This window comes from uncultured Bacteroides sp. (assembly GCF_949298305.1).
GTDB lineage: Bacteria > Bacteroidota > Bacteroidia > Bacteroidales > Bacteroidaceae > Bacteroides.
In genome coordinates, this window is the sequence record NZ_CASFWU010000015.1 from 35,900 (window position 1) to 57,731 (window position 21,832).

Genomic DNA, 21,832 nt, shown 5'->3' on the forward strand with positions numbered 1-21,832 from the left:
TTCGAATCCGAGTTAAGTGATGAACTTAACTCCTTTTTATTTTGTGCATGAGGCACTTAGGCCCCACAATTTCAGCTTGGCAACATTTTCCGAGGAATTCATAAACCCTACAGATATGACAAAGAAAGAATACATACAGGCCAACAAAGATTGGCTCGCAGCAAAAGCAGCAGAGGAAGGCGTGAAGCCTCTGGCCAAAGGGATATGCTACAAAGTGCTGGCAGCGGGACCCGAAAACGGCAAGCACCCCAATCCCCGGAGCATCGTCACAGTCCACTACACCGGCCGTACCATCGACGGCAGGCAATTCGACACCAGCCGCGGAGGCACCCCCGCCGCCTTCCGCCTGAGCGACCTGATAGAAGGATGGATTGTAGCCATACAGCACATGAGCGTGGGAGACAAATGGGAAATCTACATCCCCGCCGAAATGGGGTACGGCAAGTTTGCGCAACCCGGCATACCGGGCGGCTCGACCCTGGTCTTTGAAATTGAGCTGCTGGGCATCGCCTGAGCGGGCGGACAAAAAACGGCCTGCCAACCTGGCACACCGCCTTCCGGACTTCCAAGAAGCCGCGGACAGCCCCCTCCGTCATCCAAGCCTGCCCGACGGACACACCCGCCGGGCCGTCTACAATGAAACAGCCCGAAAGCATGCGGACGCAGTTTTCAGGCGCAGCCCAAGCCCGGCACCTTTTGTTGACAATCCGGTTTCACCGGAACTTGGGCACAACCGACGTCAGCCCGCCGGCACATTCTCCTCTTTTCAATTTTACATTTTGACACTTTGACTTTTCCGATGCGCGAGAATCCGTTTTTCCGGCCTTCCGTCCGGCTTGCGCGAAAAAACGCAAGCAAAATTCCGTAAGCCGCTGCATGGCAGCCGGATAGCGAAATCCTTACATTTGAAAGAGAAAAAACAACGGCTTCCGAGGGCCGAAAATGTTCTCTTTGCAGCTTCCCAATGCCACTTTGGAGGAGCCTACTACCCTTCCGGGAGGGCGGGACAAGGCTTTCCGGCGCCCGAAGCAAGCATGCTGCGCGCCCGGCACAAGCATGCTGCACAAACAAAGCAGGCAATCTGCACGGACGAAGCAAGCACGGCAGACGGACGAAGCAAGCACAGTGCCCCCCCAGAAACACGCCGGGAGGCGCTTCCCGGCCTCTGTTTCGTGCATTTTTCCAAAAGCCCGTGTCAGCGGAAAGCCCCTTCCGCCGACTTTTTGCAATCATTTTCCGTCCTGAACTGACACGGCAAGCGCTCCCATCCAGAACGGGGAGAGGCCGCACGGACAGACGGAAGACGCAACGGCCCGCTCACGTTCCAACCGCCTCCGGGCAGCATAAAAGGGGGTGCCGGCCCAAAAATCAGCAGAAACATTTGTGTATCTGACAAATAATTTGTTCCTTTGCACCGCTTTCGCGCAATCGCTGTCAGGACATGGAGAGAAGCCTGGTATGTTGCGTTGTAACGATCAAACAATTTAATAATAAAAACAATGGATTTAATTAAAATTGCAGAAGAAGCATTTGCTACCGGCAAACAACATCCCAGCTTCAAGGCAGGCGACACTGTAACCGTAGCATATCGTATCGTAGAAGGTAACAAGGAACGCATTCAGCTGTATCGCGGCGTTGTTATCAAGATTTCCGGCCACGGTGAAAAGAAGCGCTTCACTGTTCGCAAGATGTCGGGTACTATCGGTGTAGAACGTATTTTCCCGCTGGAGTCACCGGCTATCGACAGCATCGAGGTGAACAAGGTAGGTAAGGTTCGCCGCGCCAAATTGTACTATCTGCGTGCACTCACCGGCAAGAAAGCAAGAATCAGAGAAAAAAGAGCCAACGGATAAGCTCGTCCGGAAGCTTTGGTTTCAGAATAAAAAAGGGAGGTCTTCTCAGGAAGATTTCCCTTTTTTAGCATCTGTACAGAAGGGTAAAGTTTTTAAAATATTATAAAACTGCCCAATATACTTGCAATCCACAGAAAAGAAGCGACAAATTTACTATCTTCGTAGCGCATTTTCAATCTAAGCACACTTGAACAGTTTGATGAAGCAACCCAGAAGCATACAGACCTACCTCGCCCGCCTCGTCTTCACGCTCATGCTGTTGTCCGTACAGCTGGATGTGGTAGGACATGCCGCGCTTGTTCAAGAACCCGCTTTACAACCCTCCACCGAACAGACGGACGGCTCCGCATCCTCCGCCCGAACCCAGGCCGAGTCCTACTACCGCTACACATCGGGCCACGTCGGACTGGAGCCCCGGCACATATTCCTGCTCCCGTCTCTCGCCTCACAGACCGAAGAGACAAGACAGCCCCTTTCCGCCCGTCCCACACTTACCCCCCCTACGGGCAGGCAGGTACACTCCCTGCTCTGCATATTCCTGATTTAGGAACCTCCGCGCCGACGCCCCAGAGCCGGAAGCGTGGAGAAAATCCCTGTACACAAGCCCCGTAAGCGGCCGTCGTGTGCAGGTGCGGTACCCGCATGTCTTTCCGCAGAAAGACACGGCCGGAAAGGCCCGGACCATAGCGCCGTGCCGTCCGCCTCTCCCATCCCCCTTCCGCCCCTCGTCCGTCCCCGCCCCACATACAGGTTATTCATCACTACAAACATAAACAGCTTATGAAAAATGCTTATTATTACAAGTTAGCCGTGCTTGCGCTGCTACCTTGCGCCGTCTGTTCGTGCAGCAAGTCGCACCATGCAAGCACACAGTTGAAGGACTCCATCCCGACCATCACGCTGGAGCCCACCACCATCGAAGTGCCCCGCACCTACGTGGCCGACGTGCAGGCCGTGCAGTTCGTCGAAGTGAAGTCGAAAGTGGAAGGCTTCGTCGAAGAAATCTACGTGGACGAAGGCGAACTGGTCAAGAAGGGCCAGCCCCTTTTCCGCCTCAACTCCGCCGAATACAGCCAGAACGTAAGGGAGGCCGAGGCCAACCTGAAACAGGCCGAGGCCGAGTACCAGATGGCCAAGTACGAGGCGGAGCGCATCCAGCGCATGGTGGAGAAGGACATCATTGCCAAAATCCGCCTCGACCAGGTGAATACCGCCAAGGAAGTGGCCCGCATGAAGGTGCAGCAGGCCAGGGCGCAGCTGCAACGCTCGGAGACCAACTATTCCTACACCACCATCACCTCGCCCTTCAGCGGATACATAGACCGCATTCCCTACAAGGTGGGCAGTCTGGTCACCCCGCAAAGCCTGATGACGACGGTGAGCGACGTTTCGGAGGTGTTCGTATATTATAAGGTGAACGAAAGCGAATACCTGCAATACAAGCGCGCCCAGCTGCAGGGCGAGACCCAGCCCGAGATGGACAACATCGAACTCATCCTCTCCGACGAGTCGGTCTATCCCTACCGGGGGAAGATGGAGACCGTGGAGGGCGACTTCGAGCGGGGAACGGGTTCCATTGCCTTCCGTGTGCGCTTCCCCAACCCCGACAACCTGCTGAAGCACGGCGTGACGGGCAAGATACGCATGATGACCCGCATGGACAACGTCTGCCTGATACCGCAGAAGTCCACCTTCGAGATTCAGGACTTCACCTACATCTATCTGGTGGACTCGGCCGGCATCGTGAAGGTGCGCAGCTTCGCTCCGCTCGAGCGCTACAAGGGCTTCTACGTGTCGCAGGACTTTGCACCCCACGAGACCATCGTCTACGAAGGCGTGCAGATGGTGAAGGACGGCATGAGCATCAAGCCCAAGCCAACCGACTACGCCCGGATACTGGAGGAACTGAAGAAATCGGACGAACTTTAACGGGAAAGGAGACAGCGTATGTTCAAACTATTTATTCGACGCCCCATCCTTTCGGGTGTCATCTCCGTTATCTTCATCTGCCTGGGCCTGCTGTCCATCAGCACCCTGCCCATCACGCAGTTTCCTGACATTGTGCCGCCCTCGGTGACCGTCACCGCGCGCTACACGGGCGCCAGCGCCGACGTGATGTCCAAGACCGTGGCCACTCCCCTCGAGCGGGCCATCAACGGCGTGCCCGGCATGACCTACATGACCACCGTCTGCACCAACGACGGCATGTCGCTCACCACCGTCTACTTCAAGGTGGGCACCGACCCCGACGTGGCTGCCGTGAACGTGCAGAACCGTGTCACCACCGTGCTCGACGAGCTGCCCGAAGAAGTCATCCGCGCGGGTGTGATTACGGAGAAGGAGGTGAACAGCATGTTGATGTACCTCAACATCATGAGCACGGACAGTGCCCACACCGAGAAGTTTGTCTACAACTTTGCCGACATCAACATCCTGCGCGAACTGAAGCGCATTGACGGTGTGGGCTTTGTGGAAATCATGGGCAGCCGCGACTACGCCATGCGCGTGTGGCTCAACCCCAACCGCCTGGCCGCCTACAACATGTCGCCGCAGGACGTCACCGCCGCCATCCGCAGCCAGAACATCGAGGCCGCACCGGGCAAGACGGGCATCAGCTCCGACAAGCTGCCCCAGCAGCTGCAATACACGCTGCAATACACGGGCAAGTTCAGCACGCCCGAAGAGTACGGCAACATCGTGCTCAAGGCCCTGCCCGACGGCTCCGTGCTCCGCCTGAAGGACGTGGCCACCGTCGAGTTCGACTCGGAAGACTACAACATGGTGTCCATGACGGACGGCAAGCCGTCGGCCTCCATCATGATTAAGCAACGGCCCGGCTCCAATGCCCGCGAGGTCATCAAGAACATCAAGGAGAAAATGGAGGAAATCAAGGAGAGCAGCTTCCTGCCCGGCATGGAGTACAACATCTCCTACGACGTCTCCCGCTTTCTCGAGGCGTCCATCTCGTCGGTGCTGCGCACGCTTGTGGAGGCCTTCCTGCTGGTGTTCATCGTGGTCTACCTCTTCCTGCAGGACTTCCGCTCCACGCTGATTCCGGCCATTGCCGTTCCCGTATCGCTCGTCGGTACGTTCTTCTTCATGGAGCTCATGGGGTTCTCCATCAACATGCTGACGCTCTTCGCCCTGGTGCTGGCCATCGGCATCGTGGTGGACAACGCCATTGTGGTCGTGGAGGCTGTCCACGTGAAGATGCACCGCGAGAAGCTCTCGCCCTACAAGGCTTCCGTGGCGGCCATGAACGAGATTGGCGGCGCCATTGTGGCCATCACGCTGGTCATGTCGGCCGTGTTCATCCCCGCCGGCTTCATGTCGGGCACGGTGGGCATCTTCTACCAGCAGTTCTCGCTGACCCTGGCCGTGGCCATCGTCATTTCGGGCATCAACGCCCTCACCCTTTCTCCGGCCCTCTGCGCCATGCTGCTCAGGCCCGCCCACGGCAAGTCGGAGAAGCCCACGCTGCTGCGCCGCTTCTTCATTGTCTACAACAAGGGTTACGAGCGCTTCCGCAACCGCTACAAGCTGGGCCTGCTCAAGTACCTGGGCCGGCGCTCGTTCACCTACCTCACCCTGATTCTCTTCCTGCTGGGCACGTTGGGCATCAACCGGATATTGCCTTCGGGCTTCATCCCCAACGAAGACCAGGGCATGATTTACGTCAACGTGAACACGCCTCCGGGCGCCACGCTGGAGCGGAGCGAAGCCGCCCTGAACAAGGTGCAGGCCGCCCTGCTGCCCTTTGAGGAGATAGAGAGCGTGTCCACCCTGGCAGGCTACAGCCTGATGACCGAAACGGAAGGAGCCAGCTTCGGCATGGGTATGCTGAACCTGGTGCCGTGGGACGAGCGGCAGGAGAGCGCCGCCGAGCTGCTGGACATCTACAAGGACCGCACGTCGCACATCAAGGACGCCGAAATCCAGTTCTTCCTGCCTCCCACCGTCCCCGGTTTCGGAAACGCCAGCGGATTTGAACTCCGCCTGCAGGACAAGACGGCGGGCAGTTTTGAGGAACTGGCTGCCGTGGCCGACGACCTGGTGCAGCGGCTGAACGCCGACAAGCGCCTTCGCGGAGTCTCGTCGGGTTTCAATCCCAACTTCCCGCAGTACCTGCTGAAGGTGGACCTGGACAAGGCGGCCAAGCTGGGCGTGGACGTCAACGAGTCGATGGAGACGCTGCAGTCCTACATCGGCAGCTTCTACTCGTCCAACTTCATCCGCTTCGGACAAATGTACAAGGTGATGCTCCAGTCGTCGCCCGAGTACCGCACCAATCCCGAAGCCGTCTACGCGCTCTTTGCCAAGAACAAGGAGGGCAACATGGTGCCATACTCCAACTTCCTGACCATGGAGCGCATCTTCGGTCCCAACCAGATAACGCGCTACAACATGTTCACCTCGGCCCTCATCAGCGGCGAGGCGGCCGCGGGCGTCAGCTCGGGCGAAGTCATCCGCACGGTGGAAGAGATAGCCCGCGAGGTGCTGCCGCGCGGCTATGACATCGAGTGGTCGGGCGTCTCGCGCGAGGAGAAGGAGTCGGGCGGACAGACCCTGGCCATCTTCGCCGTCAGCCTGCTGTTTGTCTATCTGCTGCTGGCCGCGCAATACGAGAGCCTGCTGCTGCCGTTCCCCGTCATCCTCTCGCTGCCCGCGGGCGTATTCGGTTCCTACCTGCTGCTCTGGCTCACGGGGATGGAGAACAACATCTACGCGCAGGTGGCGCTGGTGATGCTCATCGGCCTGCTGGGCAAGAACGCCATCCTCATTATCGAGATGGCCAACCAGTACCGCAAGCAGGGCATGAGCATACAGGAAGCTGCCCTGAAGGGAGCCGGCAGCCGCCTGCGCCCCATCCTGATGACCAGTTTCGCCTTTGTCTGCGGCCTCATCCCGCTGATGATAGCCACCGGAGCCGGAGCCCTGGGCAACCGCTCCATCGGCACGGCCGCCACGGGCGGAATGCTCATCGGGACGCTGGTGGGCATCTTCCTCGTACCGGGCCTCTATGTCGTTTTTGAAACTTTGGCTACCCGCCTCAAACGTAATAAAAGCAATCTTGAATATGAAGACTAAACTCTATATCCTGATATTGGCCGGAGTCCTTGCCGTCGGCGCAGGCGGCTGCAAGGCTCCCGCACTGGCTCCCGACGAACAAATCATCCTGCCCCAGGCCTATCTGCACGGCGGGGCGGACTCCGCACACATCGGCGGACTGCCCTGGAAGCAGTTCTTCCCCGACCCCATCCTGCAGGGCTACATACAGACTGCCCTGGAAAACAACCACTCCTTCCGCCAGAGCATGGAGCGGGTGGCCATGGCCCGCACACAGGTACGAATGAAGAAAGGCGCCCTGTTTCCCGAACTGACCATCGGTGCACAGGCGGGCGTGCAGAAGTTCGGCGAATACACCATGGACGGGGTGGGCAACAGCACCACCAATACGCCCGACCTGGCAAAGGAGAAACACATCCCCGACCCGTACAGGGACTTCAACCTGGGCATCGGCTTCCAATGGGAGGCCGACATCTGGGGGAAGCTGAACCAGAAGCGGCGGGGAGCCGCGGCCCGGTGGATGGCCTCGAAGGAGGCGGCACGGCTGGCACAGACCACCCTCATCTCCGAAGTGGCCGCGCAATACTTTGAACTGGTGGGGCTGGACAAGCAGCTGGCCACCCTGAAAAGGGCGATAACGGACACACAGGCCTCCTACGAACTGACCTACCAGCTGAAGCAGGAAGGAGAAATCACCCAACTGGCCGTCGACCAGTTCAAGAGCCGCCTGCTCAGGCTGGAAGGGATGTTGGTGGAAACCGAACAGCGGATAGGAGAGAAGGAGCGAAGCCTGGCTACGCTGATGGGGGTGTTCCCCTTTGCCGTCGACCGGATTACGTTTGAAGAGATGAACTGCCTGAACTTCCCCATTGAGGCGGGCGTACCCTCGCAACTGCTGCAACTCAGGCCCGACGTGCGGGCTGCCGAGCTGGAACTGATTGCCTCCAAAGCCGACCTCTCGGCGGCGCGCAGGGCCTTCTTCCCCTCCTTGCAGATTGGGGGAAGCGCGGGCTTCAACGCTTTCGACATCAGCCGGTGGTTCACCTCGCCCGCCTCGCTGGTCTACAGCCTGGGGGCAGGGCTTACGGCTCCCCTTTTCAAGCAATACGAAATCAGGGGCTTATGGGAGAACGCCCGTGCCGGCCAGCGCATCGCCCTGGAGGGTTATCACGAGACGGTGCTGAAGGCCTACGAAGAGGTGACCAACCTGATTGTGTCCAGCGAGCGGATTCACAAGCGGAAAGAACTGAAACGGGAGGAAAGCGAGGTACACCACCGCTCGATAGACCACGCCAACGAACTGTTCAAGCTGAGTTTTGTGGGCTATCTGGAAGTGCTCTCGGCAGACGAGCGCTACCTGGACTGCGAACTGGAGTACGCCGCTCTCAGTGCCCAGTGCTGTATCACCAAAGCGTTGTTATATCGTGCTTTAGGAGGGGGAAGTTTATAGCTCCCCACTTCTGTGCAGACTTGCGGATACAGAGAAGGGGACTTGCCTCCAGGCAAGTCCCCTTCGTGTGAAACCGGAGAAACCTGTTATTTGATGTCTTTCAATTCCCAGCCCAAGGCACTTGCGCCAAGCACGGCGGCGTCGGAGTCCTTCAGTTCGGAAATCAGCAGTTTGGTCTTTCCTTTGTAAATGTTCAGCACATTCTCGTCAAGAGCTTTCTGGATGGGCTTGATGATGTAGTCGCCCGACTTGGCCAGACCGCCGAAGAGCACGATGGCTTCGGGGCTGGAGAAGGCGACGAAGTCGGCCAGTGCCTCGCCCAGCAGGGTTCCAGTGAAGTCGAAGATGTCCTTGGCCAGCTGGTCGCCCTTCACGGCTGCGTCATATACGTCCTTGGAAGTGATGTTCTCCGCCGGGATGGAACGCAGCAAGCTGGGCTCAGTGCGTGCGGCCAGGAATTCGCGTGCCGTGCGTGCCACACCCGTAGCCGAGCAGTAAGTCTCCAGACAGCCGTGGCGTCCGCATCCGCAGAGGCGTCCGTTCTCGCGGCGGATGATGGTATGTCCCAATTCGCCTGCGAAGCCGTCATGTCCATACACCATTTGTCCGTTCACCACGATACCGCTGCCCACGCCTGTGCCCAGGGTAATCATAATGAAATCCTTCATGCCTCGGGCGGCTCCGTAGGTCATTTCGCCGATGGCGGCCGCGTTGGCGTCGTTGGTCAGGGCTGTGGGGATGCCCAGTCTTTCTTCAAACATGGCAGCCAAAGGAATGACTCCACGCCAGGGCAGGTTGGGGGCGAACTCGATGGTGCCGCTGTAATAGTTTCCGTTAGGCGCGCCGATGCCGATGCCCTTAATCTTCTCCACACCGCCGTTGGCAATAATCAGAGGAAGCAGATTCTTGCAAACTTCGTCCACGTATTCATCGGCCTTTTCATAGGCTCCCGTCTTGATTGCACCGCTTGCAATAATAGTTCCTCGTGCGTCCACGATACCGAATACGGTATTGGTACCACCAATGTCAATGCCCACTACATAGGGGCGCTCCATGTTTGAATTCATAATATTTTCGTTTATAGGGTTAGTGACTCAATGATTCTGCTTACAAAAATCACAAAGAAAAATGACAATGCAAAATCTTTTCTTGAAAAAGTTCGCACAGTTTGCAACTTTTCGTAACCTTTGCACGTCTAATGACAAAACAAATCGTAATATACTGAAAAAACTGAGACAGTCGTGATACAGCTAAAAGACATCAACAAGACATACAACAACGGCGCGCCGCTCCATGTGCTCAAGGGCATCAATCTGGACATTGCCAAGGGGGAATTCGTCTCCATCATGGGGGCCTCGGGCTCGGGCAAATCCACCTTACTTAATATATTAGGTATATTGGACAACTACGACACGGGCGAATACTATCTGAACGGCACCCTCATCAAGAACCTGAGCGAGACGCGCGCCGCCGAGTACCGCAACCGCATGATTGGTTTCATCTTCCAGTCGTTCAACCTCATCTCGTTCAAGGACGCGGTGGAGAACGTGGCCCTGCCTCTCTTCTACCAGGGTGTGAGCCGCAAGAAACGCAACTCCCTGGCGCTGGAGTATCTGGACCGCCTGGGCCTGAAGGACTGGGCGCACCACATGCCCAACGAGATGTCCGGCGGACAGAAGCAGCGCGTGGCCATCGCCCGCGCCCTCATCACCCGTCCGCAAATCATCCTGGCCGACGAGCCCACGGGCGCGCTGGACAGCAAGACCTCGGTCGAAGTGATGCAGATTCTGAAGGACCTCCACCAGACGGGCATGACCATCGTCGTCGTGACCCACGAAAGCGGCGTGGCCAACCAGACGGACAAGATTATCCACATCAAGGACGGCGTGATAGGCACCATCGAAGAGAACCTGAACCACGACGCTTCACCCTTCGGCAGGGACGGGTTCATGAAATGATTTTTATCAGAAGGAGTTAAAGGGAGTTTGGTGGAAGTTACCACTTCGCTCTGTTTGGGAAGTTGAAAGCCCATAGCATTACTCTTGATGAAACGGCCTATTGGCACCAAGTATCAGAAATCAAGTATCGGCCTTTAACTCCATAGCCCGCCAAAGCGGGCGATAACTCCCTCTAACTTCCTCTAACTTCTAAATAAAGACAATTATGATTGACCTTTGGCAAGAAATATACGGCACCCTGAAGCGCAACAAGCTGCGCACCTTCCTGACGGGGTTTGCCGTGGCATGGGGCATCTTCATGCTCATTGTGCTCCTTGGGGCGGGCAACGGCCTCATCCACGCTTTTGAGCAGAACTCGTCCGAACGGGCGCTCAACTCCATCCGCATTTTCCCCGGCTGGACAACCCTTTCGTACGACGGTCTGAAGGAAGGACGGCGCATCGAACTGGACAACCGCGACCTGGCGGACACCGAAAAACAGTTCCCCGAGAACGTGACCAGCGTTGGCGCCACTGTCCGCCAAAGCGGGCTCAACATCAGTTTCGGTAAGGAGTACGTCAACCTCTCCCTGCTGGGCGTACATCCCAATTATACTGAAATTGAGCCGGTGAAGACAGCCGAAGGACGCTTCATCAACGACATAGACCTGAAGGAGCGGCGCAAGGTCATCGTCCTCCATAAGAAGTCGGCGGACATTCTCTTCGGCAAAACCCATACACAGCCCATCGGGCAGTTTGTCAACGCCGGCGGAGTGGCCTATCAGGTAGTGGGCCTCTACAACGACCAGGGCAACAGCGAGCCGAGCGAGGCCTACATCCCTTTCAGTACCCTGCAAACCATCTACAACAAAGGCGACAAGCTGAACAACATCCTCTTCACCACCGAAGGGCTGACCTCGATAGAGAGCAACGAGGCTTTCGAGAAAGACTACCGCCGCGTCCTCGGCGCCAACCACCGCTTCTCGCCGGACGACACCAGCGCCATTTGGATATGGAACCGCTTCACCGACTATCTGCGCTCCATGAACGCCATGGGCATCCTGCGTACAGCCATCTGGGTCATCGGCATCTTTACGCTGCTGAGCGGCATCGTGGGCGTGTCCAACATCATGCTCATCACCGTGCGTGAGCGGACCCACGAATTCGGTATCCGCAAGGCACTGGGAGCCAAACCGGCCTCCATCCTCTGGCTCATCATTGTGGAGAGCGTCACCATCACCACCCTGTTCGGTTATATCGGCATGGTGGCGGGCATCGGCGTGACGGAGTGGATGGACAGCACTTTCGGAAGCCAGACGATGGATGCGGGCATGTTTCAGGCCAAGATGTTCAGCGACCCGACGGTCGACCTGCGCATCGCCATACAAGCCACGCTCACCCTGGTCGTGGCGGGCACGCTGGCCGGATTCTTCCCCGCCCGCAAGGCTACGAAGATAAAGCCGATTGAGGCGCTGAGGGCGGACTAAATAAAGCCTCACCCCCCGGCCCCTCTCCCGAGGAGAGGGGAGAAAGGATATGGAATTTAAGAATAGAGATTAATAGATAATATGGTATAATACATTCAATCATCATAAAGTATCATCCCCTGCTCCCCTCTCCCCGGGAGAGGGGCCGGGGGTGAGGCTTTTCATTCATTATGAGAATAGACAAAGACACCTGCGAGGAAATCCTCGTCACCATCACCCGCAACAAGACGCGGAGCCTGCTCACGGCCTTCGGCGTATTCTGGGGCATCTTCATGCTCGTTGCCCTCATGGGAGGCGGACAAGGCATGGAACAGGAACTGCGGAAACAGTTCGAGGGGTTTGCCACCAATTCGGGGTTCATCTTCGCCCAGCCGACGGGCGAGGCTTACAAAGGCTTCCGCAAAGGGCGCAGCTGGGACCTGGAAATGGCCGACGTGGAGCGGATAGGCAAGCTGGAGAAGATAGACATTGCCACTCCCTCCGTGGCCAAATGGGGCAAGACTGCCATCTACGAAGGCAACAAATACGATTGCAGCGTCAAGGGACTCTACCCCGACTACGAACAGATAGAACATCAGGAGATGGCCTACGGACGCTTCATCAACGACGTGGATATCCGAGAAGCGCGCAAGGTGTGCGTCATCGGCAAGCGCGTCTACGAAAGTCTCTTCCCCAAGGGAGGTGATCCCTGCGGCAAGTACGTGCAGGTGGACAGCATCTACTACCGCGTGGTGGGCATGTGCTCGTCCGAAGGCAACGTCAACATACAGGGACAGGCTTCCGAAGCCGTCACCCTGCCCTACACCACCATGCAGAAGATGTACAACCTGGGCAATACCGTCGAACTGGTGTGCTTCACCATGAAGCCCGGCGTCAAGGTGGCCGACGTGGAGGACGAACTGCAACAGACCGTCAAGGCTGCCCACTACATATCGCCCGATGACAAACAGGCAGTGATGATGCTCAACGTGGAAGCCATGTTCTCCATGATGGACGCCCTGATGACGGGCGTGCACATCCTCATCTGGATGGTGGGACTGGGTACGCTCTTTGCCGGAGCCATCGGCGTATCGAACATCATGATGGTGACCGTACGCGAGCGTACCACCGAGATCGGCATCCGCCGCGCCATCGGAGCCCGTCCACGCGACATTCTCCAGCAGATACTTTCGGAGAGCATGGTGCTGACTACCGTGGCGGGCATGGCGGGCATCTCGCTGGCCGTGCTGGTGCTCCAGGTGCTCGAAGCCGCCGCCAATCCGCAGGGCGTCGTCGAGACACACTATCAGGTCAGCTTCGGCATGGCCGTGGGAACCTGCGTGCTGCTCATCGCCCTCGGTGTGCTGGCAGGCCTCGCGCCAGCCTATCGCGCCATGGCCATCAAGCCCATCGAGGCGATACGTGACGAATGAACATTCCAACGCCTTTGGAATGCCTATTCCAATGCCTTTGGAATGGCTATTCGAAAGCCTATCGAATGACTATTCGAAAGCCAATGGAATGAAGCTTCCATCACTGAACGTAGAAGAAATATAAACTATCAACAAGCATTCAATATGAAAACAAAAAAGATTCTGAAAATTGCGTTGCTGGTCATTGTGGCCGCCATCTTCATCTGGACTTTCGTGTTCCTCTACCTGAAGTCGCAACCACAAGTCACCGTCTATGACATTGTAACTCCTGCCCTGGCCGACCTGGAAAAGACCACCGTCGTCACCGGCAAGATAGAGCCGCGGGACGAAGTACTCATCAAGCCCCAGATTTCTGGCATCATCGAGGAGGTCTACAAGGAAGCCGGACAGAAGGTAAAGAAGGGCGAAGTGATAGCCAAGGTAAAGGTCATCCCCGAACTGGGCACGCTGAACTCCGCCGAGAGCCGCGTCCGCCTGGCCGAAATCAACGGACGGCAGGCCGAAACCGACTTTGCCCGCCTGGAGAAACTCTACAAGGACAAGCTCATCAGCGCCGAAGAATACGAGAAGGGCGAGGTGACCGTCCGCCAGGCCCGCGAAGAACTGCAGGCCGCCAAGGACAACCTGCAGATTGTAAAGGAGGGCATCACGCAGAGCAGCGCTTCCTTCTCCAGCACCCTGATTCGTTCGACCATCGATGGCCTGATTCTGGACGTGCCCGTCAAGGTGGGTAATTCCGTCATCATGAGCAACACCTTCAACGACGGAACCACCATTGCCACCGTGGCCGACATGAACGACCTCATCTTCCGCGGCAACATTGACGAGACCGAAGTGGGCCGCGTCAGCGAAGGAATGCCTGTAAAAATCACCATCGGCGCCTTGCAGAACCTTTCCTTCCAGGCCGAACTGGAATACATCGCCCCGAAGTCGACCGAATCCAACGGCGCCAACCAGTTCGAGATTAAGGCTGCCGTCAGCGTGCCCGACACGGTGGTCATCCGCTCGGGCTACTCGGCCAACGGTGAAATCGTGCTCGAACGCGCCCAACAGGCACTCGCCATCCCCGAAGGATGCGTGGAGTTCAAGAACGACAGCACCTTTGTCTACGTCCTGACGGACAGCGTACCCCAGCAGACCTTCCGCCGCCAACCCATCGAAGTGGGCATGAGCGACGGCATCCAGATAGCCGTGAAGAAAGGCATCACCGCCAACGACCGGATAAGAAGCAACGAAAAGAGCCAAGAATAACAACAAACCGACCGATATGAAAAAGATACTCACCGCAGCCTGCCTCGCCCTCGGCCTTGCCGGAAGCGTACAGGCGCAGGAAACCTGGTCGCTGCGCCGCTGCATCGACTACGCCATCGAACATAACATAGACATCAAACAGAGCCGGAACGCCGCCGAGCAGAGCGCCGTCGAGGTCAGCACAGCCAAGTGGGCCCGCCTGCCCAATCTGAACGGCAACGCCGGACAAAGCTGGAACTGGGGACGCACGCAGACCGCCGTCCCCGACGAGACCACGGGCGACTACTCTACCGTCTACGTCAACACCGCCAGCCACGGCACCAACATGCAGCTCTCCACCAGCATTCCCCTCTTCACGGGCTTCGAGCTGCCCAACCAATATGCCCTGGCCAAACTGAACCTGAAAGCCGCCACCGCCGACCTCCAGAAGGCCAAGGACGACATTGCCATCAACATCGCTTCGGCCTACCTCCAGGTGCTCTTCAACCAGGAACTTCATCAGGTGGCGCTGGGACAGGTGGCGCTGAGCCGCCAGCAGAGTGAACGCATCGGCGGACTGGCCGCCGTGGGCAAAGCCTCGGCAGCCGAAGTGGCCGAAGCCAAAGCCCGTGTGGCACAGGACGAAATGACAGCCGTGCAGGCCGAGAACGACTACCGCCTCGCCCTGCTCACCCTGAGCCAGCTGATTGAACTGGAAACGCCCGAAGGCCTTGTACTGGAGGCGCCCGACATTGCCCTCAAGCCCTCGCCCATCACTCCGCCGGACGACATCTACCAGACAGCCCTCACGGAAAAAGCCTCCGTACAGGCCGCCCAGTACCGTCTGGAAGGCAGCAAGCGCAGCATCCGCATCGCGCAGAGCGGCTTCTATCCCCAGCTCAGCCTGAACGGAAGCCTGGGCACCAGCTACTATTCCACCATCAACCGCACTTTCCGCCAGCAGATGGGCGACAACTTCAGCAAATACCTGGGTGTCAGCCTCAGCGTGCCCCTCTTCAACCGCCTCTCCACCCGCAACCGGGTACGCACCGCACGCCTCCAGCGCGACAACTACGCCCTCCAGCTGGAAAACGTCAAAAAGACGCTCTACAAGGAAATCCAGCAGGCATGGTACAACGCCACCGCGGCCGAGAGCAAGTTTGCCAGCAGCCACGCCGCCACCCTGGCCAACGAAGAGTCCTTCCGACTGACGGCCCAGAAATATGAGAACGGAAAGGCCAACGCCGTGGAGTACAACGAGGCCAAGCAAAACCTGATGAAAGCCCAAAGCGACGAGTTGCAAGCCAAGTACGACTACCTGTTCCGCACCAAGATTCTGGACTTCTACAAAGGGATTCCCATCGAATAGAACGACAGAGCAGCAAGCAGGCAAGTTTTTCCTCGGGCAAAAAGGCAGTTCTTCTGTTCTGTCATTTGCCCGCCATCACCTTGTCCCTGTACTCAGTGGGCGTCATCTGCATCTTCTGCTTGAAGCACTTGCTGAAGTAGCGGGGGTCGTTGATGCCTACCATATAGGAGATTTGTGTCATGGAGTATTCGCCCGTCTCTATCAGCTGCACGGCCCGCTTGATGCGCATTTCCTTAATGAATTCCACGGGAGCCAGGCCTGTCAGCGACTTCAGCTTCTTGAAGAAGACCGAGCGGCTGACAGCCAGTTCCTGCACCAGGTCGTCCACCATCAGGTCGCCATTGTCCATGTTCTTCTCCATCAGTTCCACCAGTTTGTCCATGAACTTGCGGTCGTGCGACGACATTTCGGGTCCCTTGCTTTCGGCGGCATCCTCGGGTTGCGTGTTTTCTGGGGGCACAGGCTGCGCGCCGGCAGCCATCAGTCCCTCACGGTAGAGTTTCTGCAACTTGTAGCGCTGGGTCAGCAGATTCTTCACACGAGCCTTCAGGTAAGTGGCACTGAAGGGCTTGGTGATGTAGTCGTCCGCCCCGTACTCCAGCCCCTCCAGCTTACTCTCAATGGAGGTCTTGGCCGTGAGCAGCACAATGGGGATGTGGCTGGTGGTGAGGTCGGCCCGGAGGTCGCGCGTCAGGGCAATGCCGTCCTTCTCGGGCATCATGACGTCGCTAATGATGATGTCCGGCAACGACTGCAAGGCTTTCTCCAGTCCCTGCACGCCGTCGGCGGCCTCCACGATGCGATAGTCGGCCGAGAAGATGCTGCGCAGAAACATACGTAGCTCGGAGTTGTCCTCCACCAGCAGCATCACGTCCTTGTCCGCAGCATTGACTTCACCCTCTTCGGCCGTTTCTTGGGTCGCCTCATCCGAAGCGTCGGTTTCCTTCTCGGCTTCCATACGCTCCACGACCATGCCTGCAGTGGTGTCGTCCTGCAAGAACTCAACGGTCCCGTCGTAATGGTCGCGTCCTTTTCGGAAAGCCACCGTGAAGCAGCTCCCCTCACCCAGTTTGCTGTCCACGGTAATCACGGCCTTGTGCATCTCCACCAGTTCCTTCACCAGCGACAGGCCGATGCCCGTACTGGACTGGTTGAAGAGAGTGTGGTCCACCAGGTTCTCGAAGCGCAGGAAGATGGACTTTTTCTTGTTCTCGGCAATGCCGATGCCCTGATCGCGCACACCCACGGAGACGCTCTTCTCGTCCTCGCGGATAAAGACCGAAATCATCTTGCCGTTCGGGGTGTACTTGAAAGCGTTGGACAGCAGATTGTACACAATCTTCTCGAACTTGTCCGCATCCACCCACAGGTAGAGTTCCTCCTTCTCCGTATCCAGCAGGAAGTCTATCTGGTGCTCTTCGGCCACCGAACGGAAGTTTTCCATGATTTTGCGGGTAAAGGCCACCACGTCCGTCCGCTGCACCTGCATCTTCATCTTCCTGTTCTGTATCTTGCGGAAATCCAGTATCTGGTTGATGAGGCGCAGCATGCGGTTGGTGTTACGCTCCACCACCTTCAGTTGTTCGCGGGCCTCGTCGGGCAGGGCGGTATTCTCCAGCACATGCTCCACGGGGCCTGCAATCAGCGTAAGCGGAGTGCGCAGCTCGTGGGAGATGTCGGTGAAGAAGCGCAGCTTCATGTCCGTCATCTGCTGCTCCATGTAGACCTTGTGCTTCAAACGGTAAATCATGAAGAGAATATAGACCGCCGTCACGGTAATCAGCAGGAAGAAGAAAACATAGAGGAAGTAGGCAAACGGAGTTTCCCAGAAAGAGGGAAGCACCTCGATGTCCAGTGAACGGGTGTTCTCCGTCCATACGCCGTCGGCATTGGTGGAGCGCACCTTGAAGACGTAGTGCCCTTGGGGCAGGTTGGTATAGGTGGCCGTGCGCTGCGTACCCACATAGTTCCAAGCCCGCTCGAAGCCCTCCAGGATGTAGGCGTACTGCGTACTGTAAGGTTCCGAATAGTCCAGCGCGGCATATTGGATGGTGAAGATATTCTCCCGGTGGGACAAGGTCAGTTGCCGCATGTCGTCCAGGTTTTCGTGCATGTACGGTTTCTCACCGGGCTGCACACTCTCGTTGGCCACCAGAAGGCTGGAGAGAACAATGGGCGGGACAAAGCCGTCCTTGCGGATGGAGTCGGGGTTGAAATGCAGCACGCCGTTGCTGGCGCCGAACAGCATCCGCCCCTGACTGGTATAGGCCGAGGCGGCCTCGCTGAAGCGTACCCGGAAAGAGATGGAATTGTCGCTGTAGTTCTCAAACTTCTCTTCCGAGGGAACAAACTTGCAGATGCCGTTCTCCGTGCTCATCCAGAGATTGCCTGCCGCATCCTCACGAATGGAGAGCAGCACATCGGACGAAAGGCCGTTCTCCACACTGTACGACTTAAACTTGGCGTCCCCCTCACGGTCCAGCGACAGCAACTTGTTCAACCCGCCTCCAAAAGTGGCCAGATAGAGTTCGCCAGCACGAGTGGAAATAATCCAGTGCACGTCGTTGTTGCTCAGGCTGTGCGCATCCTGCGGTATCCTCAGAAAGTGGTGAAACACCGCATCCTCGGGAGTGGTGAAGTCGTCATCCACCACCAGGGCACCCGCCGTAGTGCCTATCCAGAGATGCCCCTTAGAATCGCCCGTGATGAAACGTACCTTCGAACAATGGTCTATGGGGTATTGCTTCAGGTTGTTCCGATGGCTCACAAAGATTTCCCTGCCTTCTTCGTCACGGGTCAGACAGTTTATCCCACCGCCGAAGGTGGCTACCCAAATGCGTCCGCGGCTGTCTTCGTAGACGCAGTAGACATTGTCGTCGCTCAGGCTGAAGATGTCGTTCGGGTCATGGCGGAAACGGGTCAGCCTGTAGCGGGCGCCCTGGGGCTCTGCCCTCACCAGACCATCGCCCTTGGTGGCAATCCAGAGATTGTCCCGGCTGTCCTGCAAGATAAAATAGGCACTTCCGCGCAGAGGTATCCCCGTGCGGGCCACCACACCGTCTTCCGTCAAGTAGCCACGTTCCTTGTAATCAGGGCCGTACACCCTCACTTTGCCGTCCTTCAAGCCAACCCATAAGTTACGGTCTTTGTCCTCACAAAGGGCACGCACCTCGTTGCTCAACGACTCGTAAGGATGGGGTTCGGGTGTCATCATGGCAAACTGCATCTGCCTGAAGGCCACCTTCTCCAGCCCTTTGGAGTGGGTACAGAGCCAGAGGTTGCCCTGACGGTCGGAGAAGGCGGAATGTATCTTGTTGGAGAAGCGCCACCGGCCGTCCGTCAGGCTGTTGTAAAAGGGGCGCAGGCAATTAGCCTCGCGGTCGAAGCGCGAAAAGCCACCGCCGTAGGGATGTACCCACACCGTGCCGTGAATGTCCTCGTGGATGTGGAAGGCAGGGCGCGAGCGATCGGTAGTCGTTGGCTCCACGCTGACCACCTCTATCTTGAGCCGACGGGTATAAGGATTGAAGTGGGCCACGGTTCCCTCCACCTCTTGCTCGAACCAGACTTCCTTTCCGCTGTCCACATAAGTGGAGACGACGGGGGCGGCAGGCAGGTTTGATGCTCCGTAATGCTCCGATTCTCCGGTCAGCAGGTTGTAGACGAAGAAGCCGGCAGTATCCGTGGCCAGCAGCACCTCCTGCCCCTCCAGCCTGTGTATGGAAACTACGTCCGCCACTACGGGCAGCTGAAGCAGACGAAAAGTTCCGTCGGCCTTGCGGTAACGCCACACTCGGCCCTGGTTGGAGCCCCAGAAGATTTCCTCGTCCAGTTCTTCGCCGCAGAAGAAAAGCTGCCCGTGCGAAGATTTTCCACGCTCGGACTCCGTGAAATAGGTGACCGGCTCCACCTCGCCCGGCGCCACGCGGCCCAGGCCGTTATCCGACAGCAGCCAGACACTGCCCGAACGGTCCTCGAACACATCGAAGATGCGGCCGGAAGTAAAGGTGCCCGATTTTTCGGAATACCAGCGCGTGGACAGCTCTAACGTCTCCGGGTCGGTGGACACGGCTATCACGCCGTCGTGCTCCGTCAGCAGCCACACGCCTCCCCCTTGCAGCACCCTGACGGCGGATACCGATGCTGTGCCTCCGTTGTCAGCCTCCACGGGAACACGTTCAAACACCTCGGTACGCGGATTGAACCGGAAAGCACGGTTATCGTAAGTCTGCAGCCAGATGAAGCCGTAGCAATCTTCGCACAGGTTGTCCACCCGGTTGTTTGTCAATGCAATGCGGTTGTCAGGCCGTGCCTTATAGGTCTTGAACGTATAGCCGTCAAACTTGTTGATGCCGTCCCAGGTGGAGAACCACAGGTTCCCCTTCCGGTCCTGCAACATGCTCATAATGGTATTCTGGGAAAGTCCGTCCTCGGACGAGTAGTGAGTGAAGCGGCAGCAAGGTTGTCCCAAGGCCGACACAGCCACCCATAATGTGCCTATCAGGTATAAGATTCTTTTCATAACCAGTCTATTCAATGCGGTAAAGATACTGATTTCGTTGAAATAACACCCCTTCCGAAAGGGAAAATTAGCAGGGAAAGAAAGACACCTCTGCCAAAGTCCTGACAAAATAGCCGCTCCCGGCTTTGACTTCCGGCAAAATAGGGCTACTTTTGTCTGACCAAACGTACAGTCATGAAACACATCGTCCTCTTCCTGCTTCTGCTCGCGCTGCTCCTGCCGGAAGCCACCGCACAGACAGACACCGCCTACGGCGTGGTCAAAAACATGCCCACCTTCTACGAACAGCTGAAACAACAGCTCAACTACCCGCTGGCCTGGGGCCGCTCTTCCTACAGGGACTTTGATACATGGCGGACGGAGGCCCGAGGGGTGCTGACGGAATGCCTGCAGAACCTGCCGCCCGCACCGCAGGACTATGCCCCCGAGACCACCGACTGCGAACGGCGCGAGGGCTACGAGGCACGCAAAATACACTTCAATGTCTCGGCCTGGTGCCGCATCCCCGCCTATCTGCTGGTGCCCGACGGCAAGGGTCCCTTCCCTGCCATCGTCCTGCTGCACGACCACGGCGCGCACTTCAGCATCGGCAAGGAGAAGATGGTACGCCCCTTCCACGTGGCAGACTCGGTGAGGGCGGATGCCGAACGCTGGGCAGCCCAGTGCTACGACGGGCAGTTTGTGGGCGACCTGCTGGCCCGCAACGGCTATGTGGTGCTGGCCATCGACGCCCTCTACTGGGGCGAACGGGGACGCAAGGAGGGCGTGGACTACGACGGGCAGCAGGCACTGGCGTCCAACTTCCTGCAAATGGGCAGTTCGTGGGCCTCGTTCATCCATGCCGACGACCTGCGCAGCGCCGAGTTTCTGGCCTCGCTGCCCTTTGTGGACAAGGGGCGCGTGGGGTGCCTGGGCTTCTCGATGGGCGCCTACCGCTCGTGGATGCTGGCCGCGCTGAGCGATGCCGTCCGGGCCTCGGCCTCGGTCTGCTGGATGAACACCACCGAACAGCTGATGACGCTGACCAACAACCAGAACAAGGGCGGCTCGGCCTTCTCCATGATAGTCCCCGGCCTGCGCCGCTACCTGGACTATCCGCACACGGCCTCCATCGCCTGCCCCAAGCCGACACTGTTCTTCAACGGCACGCACGACAAACTCTTCCCCGTAGAGGGTGTGGAGGATGCCTACCGCGAGATGAGGGACGTCTGGCAAAGCCAGGGAGCCGGCGAGAGGCTGGTGACCCGCCTCTGGGACGAGAAGCACTTCTTCAACCGCCAGATGCAGCAGCAGGTGCTGGAGTTCTTCGGGAAATGGTTGGAATAGCCTGCCGGACATTCTGAAATTCCAAGCCGCCGAAGATAACGGACAAGACAGGAGTGCTACGGAAAACCGCACGGGGGTGCCGCATCTTCATGCCCCCGGCACAGAGCATTCCCGCCTTAGACAAATGCACACCCGAAGCAAAAATCGCTTGCAAAAAGTCAGACAAAAGAGCGTTTCGCT

Annotated in this window: 14 protein-coding genes; 12 read left to right on the plus strand and 2 right to left on the minus strand. The window is 57.7% G+C overall.

Annotated elements, in window-relative coordinates:
* The first annotated feature begins 115 nt into the window (after positions 1-115).
* The 6 genes from Q1Y74_RS03440 (at position 116) to Q1Y74_RS03465 (ending at position 8,370) form a co-directional block, all read left to right on the plus strand.
* Entirely contained in the window at positions 116-514 is a 399-nt protein-coding gene (locus Q1Y74_RS03440) for an FKBP-type peptidyl-prolyl cis-trans isomerase (protein WP_300812337.1), read from the plus strand.
* 985 nt (positions 515-1,499) lie between these two features.
* A complete protein-coding gene (gene rplS / locus Q1Y74_RS03445; RefSeq protein WP_300812338.1) occupies positions 1,500-1,853 on the plus strand; it encodes a 50S ribosomal protein L19 in 354 nt (117 codons plus the stop codon).
* Between the two features lie 199 nt (positions 1,854-2,052).
* Positions 2,053-2,400, plus strand: coding sequence for a hypothetical protein (locus Q1Y74_RS03450; protein ID WP_300812339.1), 348 nt, complete (start codon positions 2,053-2,055; stop codon positions 2,398-2,400).
* A gap of 233 nt (positions 2,401-2,633) precedes the next feature.
* A complete protein-coding gene (locus Q1Y74_RS03455; RefSeq protein WP_300812340.1) occupies positions 2,634-3,782 on the plus strand; it encodes an efflux RND transporter periplasmic adaptor subunit in 1,149 nt (382 codons plus the stop codon).
* An 18-nt stretch (positions 3,783-3,800) separates the two neighbouring features.
* Complete coding sequence (locus Q1Y74_RS03460) at positions 3,801-6,941, plus strand: efflux RND transporter permease subunit (protein ID WP_300812341.1); 3,141 nt, start codon at positions 3,801-3,803, stop codon at positions 6,939-6,941.
* The gene (locus tag Q1Y74_RS03465; protein ID WP_300812342.1) at positions 6,931-8,370 is read left to right on the plus strand and encodes an efflux transporter outer membrane subunit; all 1,440 of its coding nucleotides are present in this window, start codon (positions 6,931-6,933) and stop codon (positions 8,368-8,370) included. The genes Q1Y74_RS03460 and Q1Y74_RS03465 overlap by 11 nt, the downstream gene beginning before the upstream one ends.
* Before the next feature lie 86 nt (positions 8,371-8,456).
* On the opposite strand, the gene Q1Y74_RS03470 is transcribed toward Q1Y74_RS03465, so the two are convergent.
* The gene (locus Q1Y74_RS03470; protein ID WP_300812343.1) at positions 8,457-9,437 is read right to left on the minus strand and encodes an ROK family protein; all 981 of its coding nucleotides are present in this window, start codon (positions 9,435-9,437) and stop codon (positions 8,457-8,459) included.
* Positions 9,438-9,611: 174 nt separating this feature from the next.
* Between Q1Y74_RS03470 and Q1Y74_RS03475 the strand changes: the two genes are divergently transcribed.
* The 5 genes from Q1Y74_RS03475 (at position 9,612) to Q1Y74_RS03495 (ending at position 15,804) form a co-directional block, all read left to right on the plus strand.
* On the plus strand, positions 9,612-10,328 hold the full coding sequence (locus tag Q1Y74_RS03475; protein WP_300812344.1) for an ABC transporter ATP-binding protein: 717 nt from the start codon (positions 9,612-9,614) through the stop codon (positions 10,326-10,328).
* Positions 10,329-10,533: 205 nt separating this feature from the next.
* Entirely contained in the window at positions 10,534-11,793 is a 1,260-nt protein-coding gene (locus Q1Y74_RS03480; RefSeq protein WP_300812345.1) for an ABC transporter permease, read from the plus strand.
* Between the two features lie 170 nt (positions 11,794-11,963).
* Positions 11,964-13,205: an ABC transporter permease gene (locus Q1Y74_RS03485; protein ID WP_300812346.1), complete on the plus strand. Its 1,242-nt coding sequence runs from the start codon at positions 11,964-11,966 to the stop codon at positions 13,203-13,205.
* 144 nt (positions 13,206-13,349) lie between these two features.
* Positions 13,350-14,456 (plus strand): efflux RND transporter periplasmic adaptor subunit, encoded by a 1,107-nt coding sequence (locus Q1Y74_RS03490; protein WP_300812347.1) that lies wholly within the window; start codon positions 13,350-13,352, stop codon positions 14,454-14,456.
* Between the two features lie 16 nt (positions 14,457-14,472).
* Positions 14,473-15,804, plus strand: coding sequence for a TolC family protein (locus Q1Y74_RS03495; protein WP_300812348.1), 1,332 nt, complete (start codon positions 14,473-14,475; stop codon positions 15,802-15,804).
* Positions 15,805-15,865: 61 nt separating this feature from the next.
* Here the strand turns inward: Q1Y74_RS03495 and Q1Y74_RS03500 are convergent, their stop codons facing one another.
* Positions 15,866-20,326, minus strand: coding sequence for a two-component regulator propeller domain-containing protein (locus Q1Y74_RS03500; protein WP_300812349.1), 4,461 nt, complete (start codon positions 20,324-20,326; stop codon positions 15,866-15,868).
* 174 nt (positions 20,327-20,500) lie between these two features.
* Between Q1Y74_RS03500 and Q1Y74_RS03505 the strand changes: the two genes are divergently transcribed.
* A complete protein-coding gene (locus Q1Y74_RS03505) occupies positions 20,501-21,652 on the plus strand; it encodes an alpha/beta hydrolase family protein (RefSeq protein ID WP_300812350.1) in 1,152 nt (383 codons plus the stop codon).
* Positions 21,653-21,832: the final 180 nt, after the last annotated feature.

What these genes read in the sequence shown, in the direction of transcription:
- Q1Y74_RS03490 (WP_300812347.1), top strand. Translation starts at nt 13,350, where the DNA reads ATGAAAACAAAAAAGATTCTGAAAATTGCGTTGCTGGTCATTGTGGCC.
- Q1Y74_RS03465 (WP_300812342.1), top strand. Translation starts at nt 6,931, where the DNA reads ATGAAGACTAAACTCTATATCCTGATATTGGCCGGAGTCCTTGCCGTC.
- rplS (WP_300812338.1), top strand. Translation starts at nt 1,500, where the DNA reads ATGGATTTAATTAAAATTGCAGAAGAAGCATTTGCTACCGGCAAACAA.
- Q1Y74_RS03505 (WP_300812350.1), top strand. Translation starts at nt 20,501, where the DNA reads ATGAAACACATCGTCCTCTTCCTGCTTCTGCTCGCGCTGCTCCTGCCG.
- Q1Y74_RS03480 (WP_300812345.1), top strand. Translation starts at nt 10,534, where the DNA reads ATGATTGACCTTTGGCAAGAAATATACGGCACCCTGAAGCGCAACAAG.
- Q1Y74_RS03485 (WP_300812346.1), top strand. Translation starts at nt 11,964, where the DNA reads ATGAGAATAGACAAAGACACCTGCGAGGAAATCCTCGTCACCATCACC.
- Q1Y74_RS03495 (WP_300812348.1), top strand. Translation starts at nt 14,473, where the DNA reads ATGAAAAAGATACTCACCGCAGCCTGCCTCGCCCTCGGCCTTGCCGGA.
- Q1Y74_RS03450 (WP_300812339.1), top strand. Translation starts at nt 2,053, where the DNA reads ATGAAGCAACCCAGAAGCATACAGACCTACCTCGCCCGCCTCGTCTTC.
- Q1Y74_RS03470 (WP_300812343.1), bottom strand. Translation starts at nt 9,437, where the DNA reads ATGAATTCAAACATGGAGCGCCCCTATGTAGTGGGCATTGACATTGGT.
- Q1Y74_RS03500 (WP_300812349.1), bottom strand. Translation starts at nt 20,326, where the DNA reads ATGAAAAGAATCTTATACCTGATAGGCACATTATGGGTGGCTGTGTCG.
- Q1Y74_RS03440 (WP_300812337.1), top strand. Translation starts at nt 116, where the DNA reads ATGACAAAGAAAGAATACATACAGGCCAACAAAGATTGGCTCGCAGCA.
- Q1Y74_RS03460 (WP_300812341.1), top strand. Translation starts at nt 3,801, where the DNA reads ATGTTCAAACTATTTATTCGACGCCCCATCCTTTCGGGTGTCATCTCC.
- Q1Y74_RS03455 (WP_300812340.1), top strand. Translation starts at nt 2,634, where the DNA reads ATGAAAAATGCTTATTATTACAAGTTAGCCGTGCTTGCGCTGCTACCT.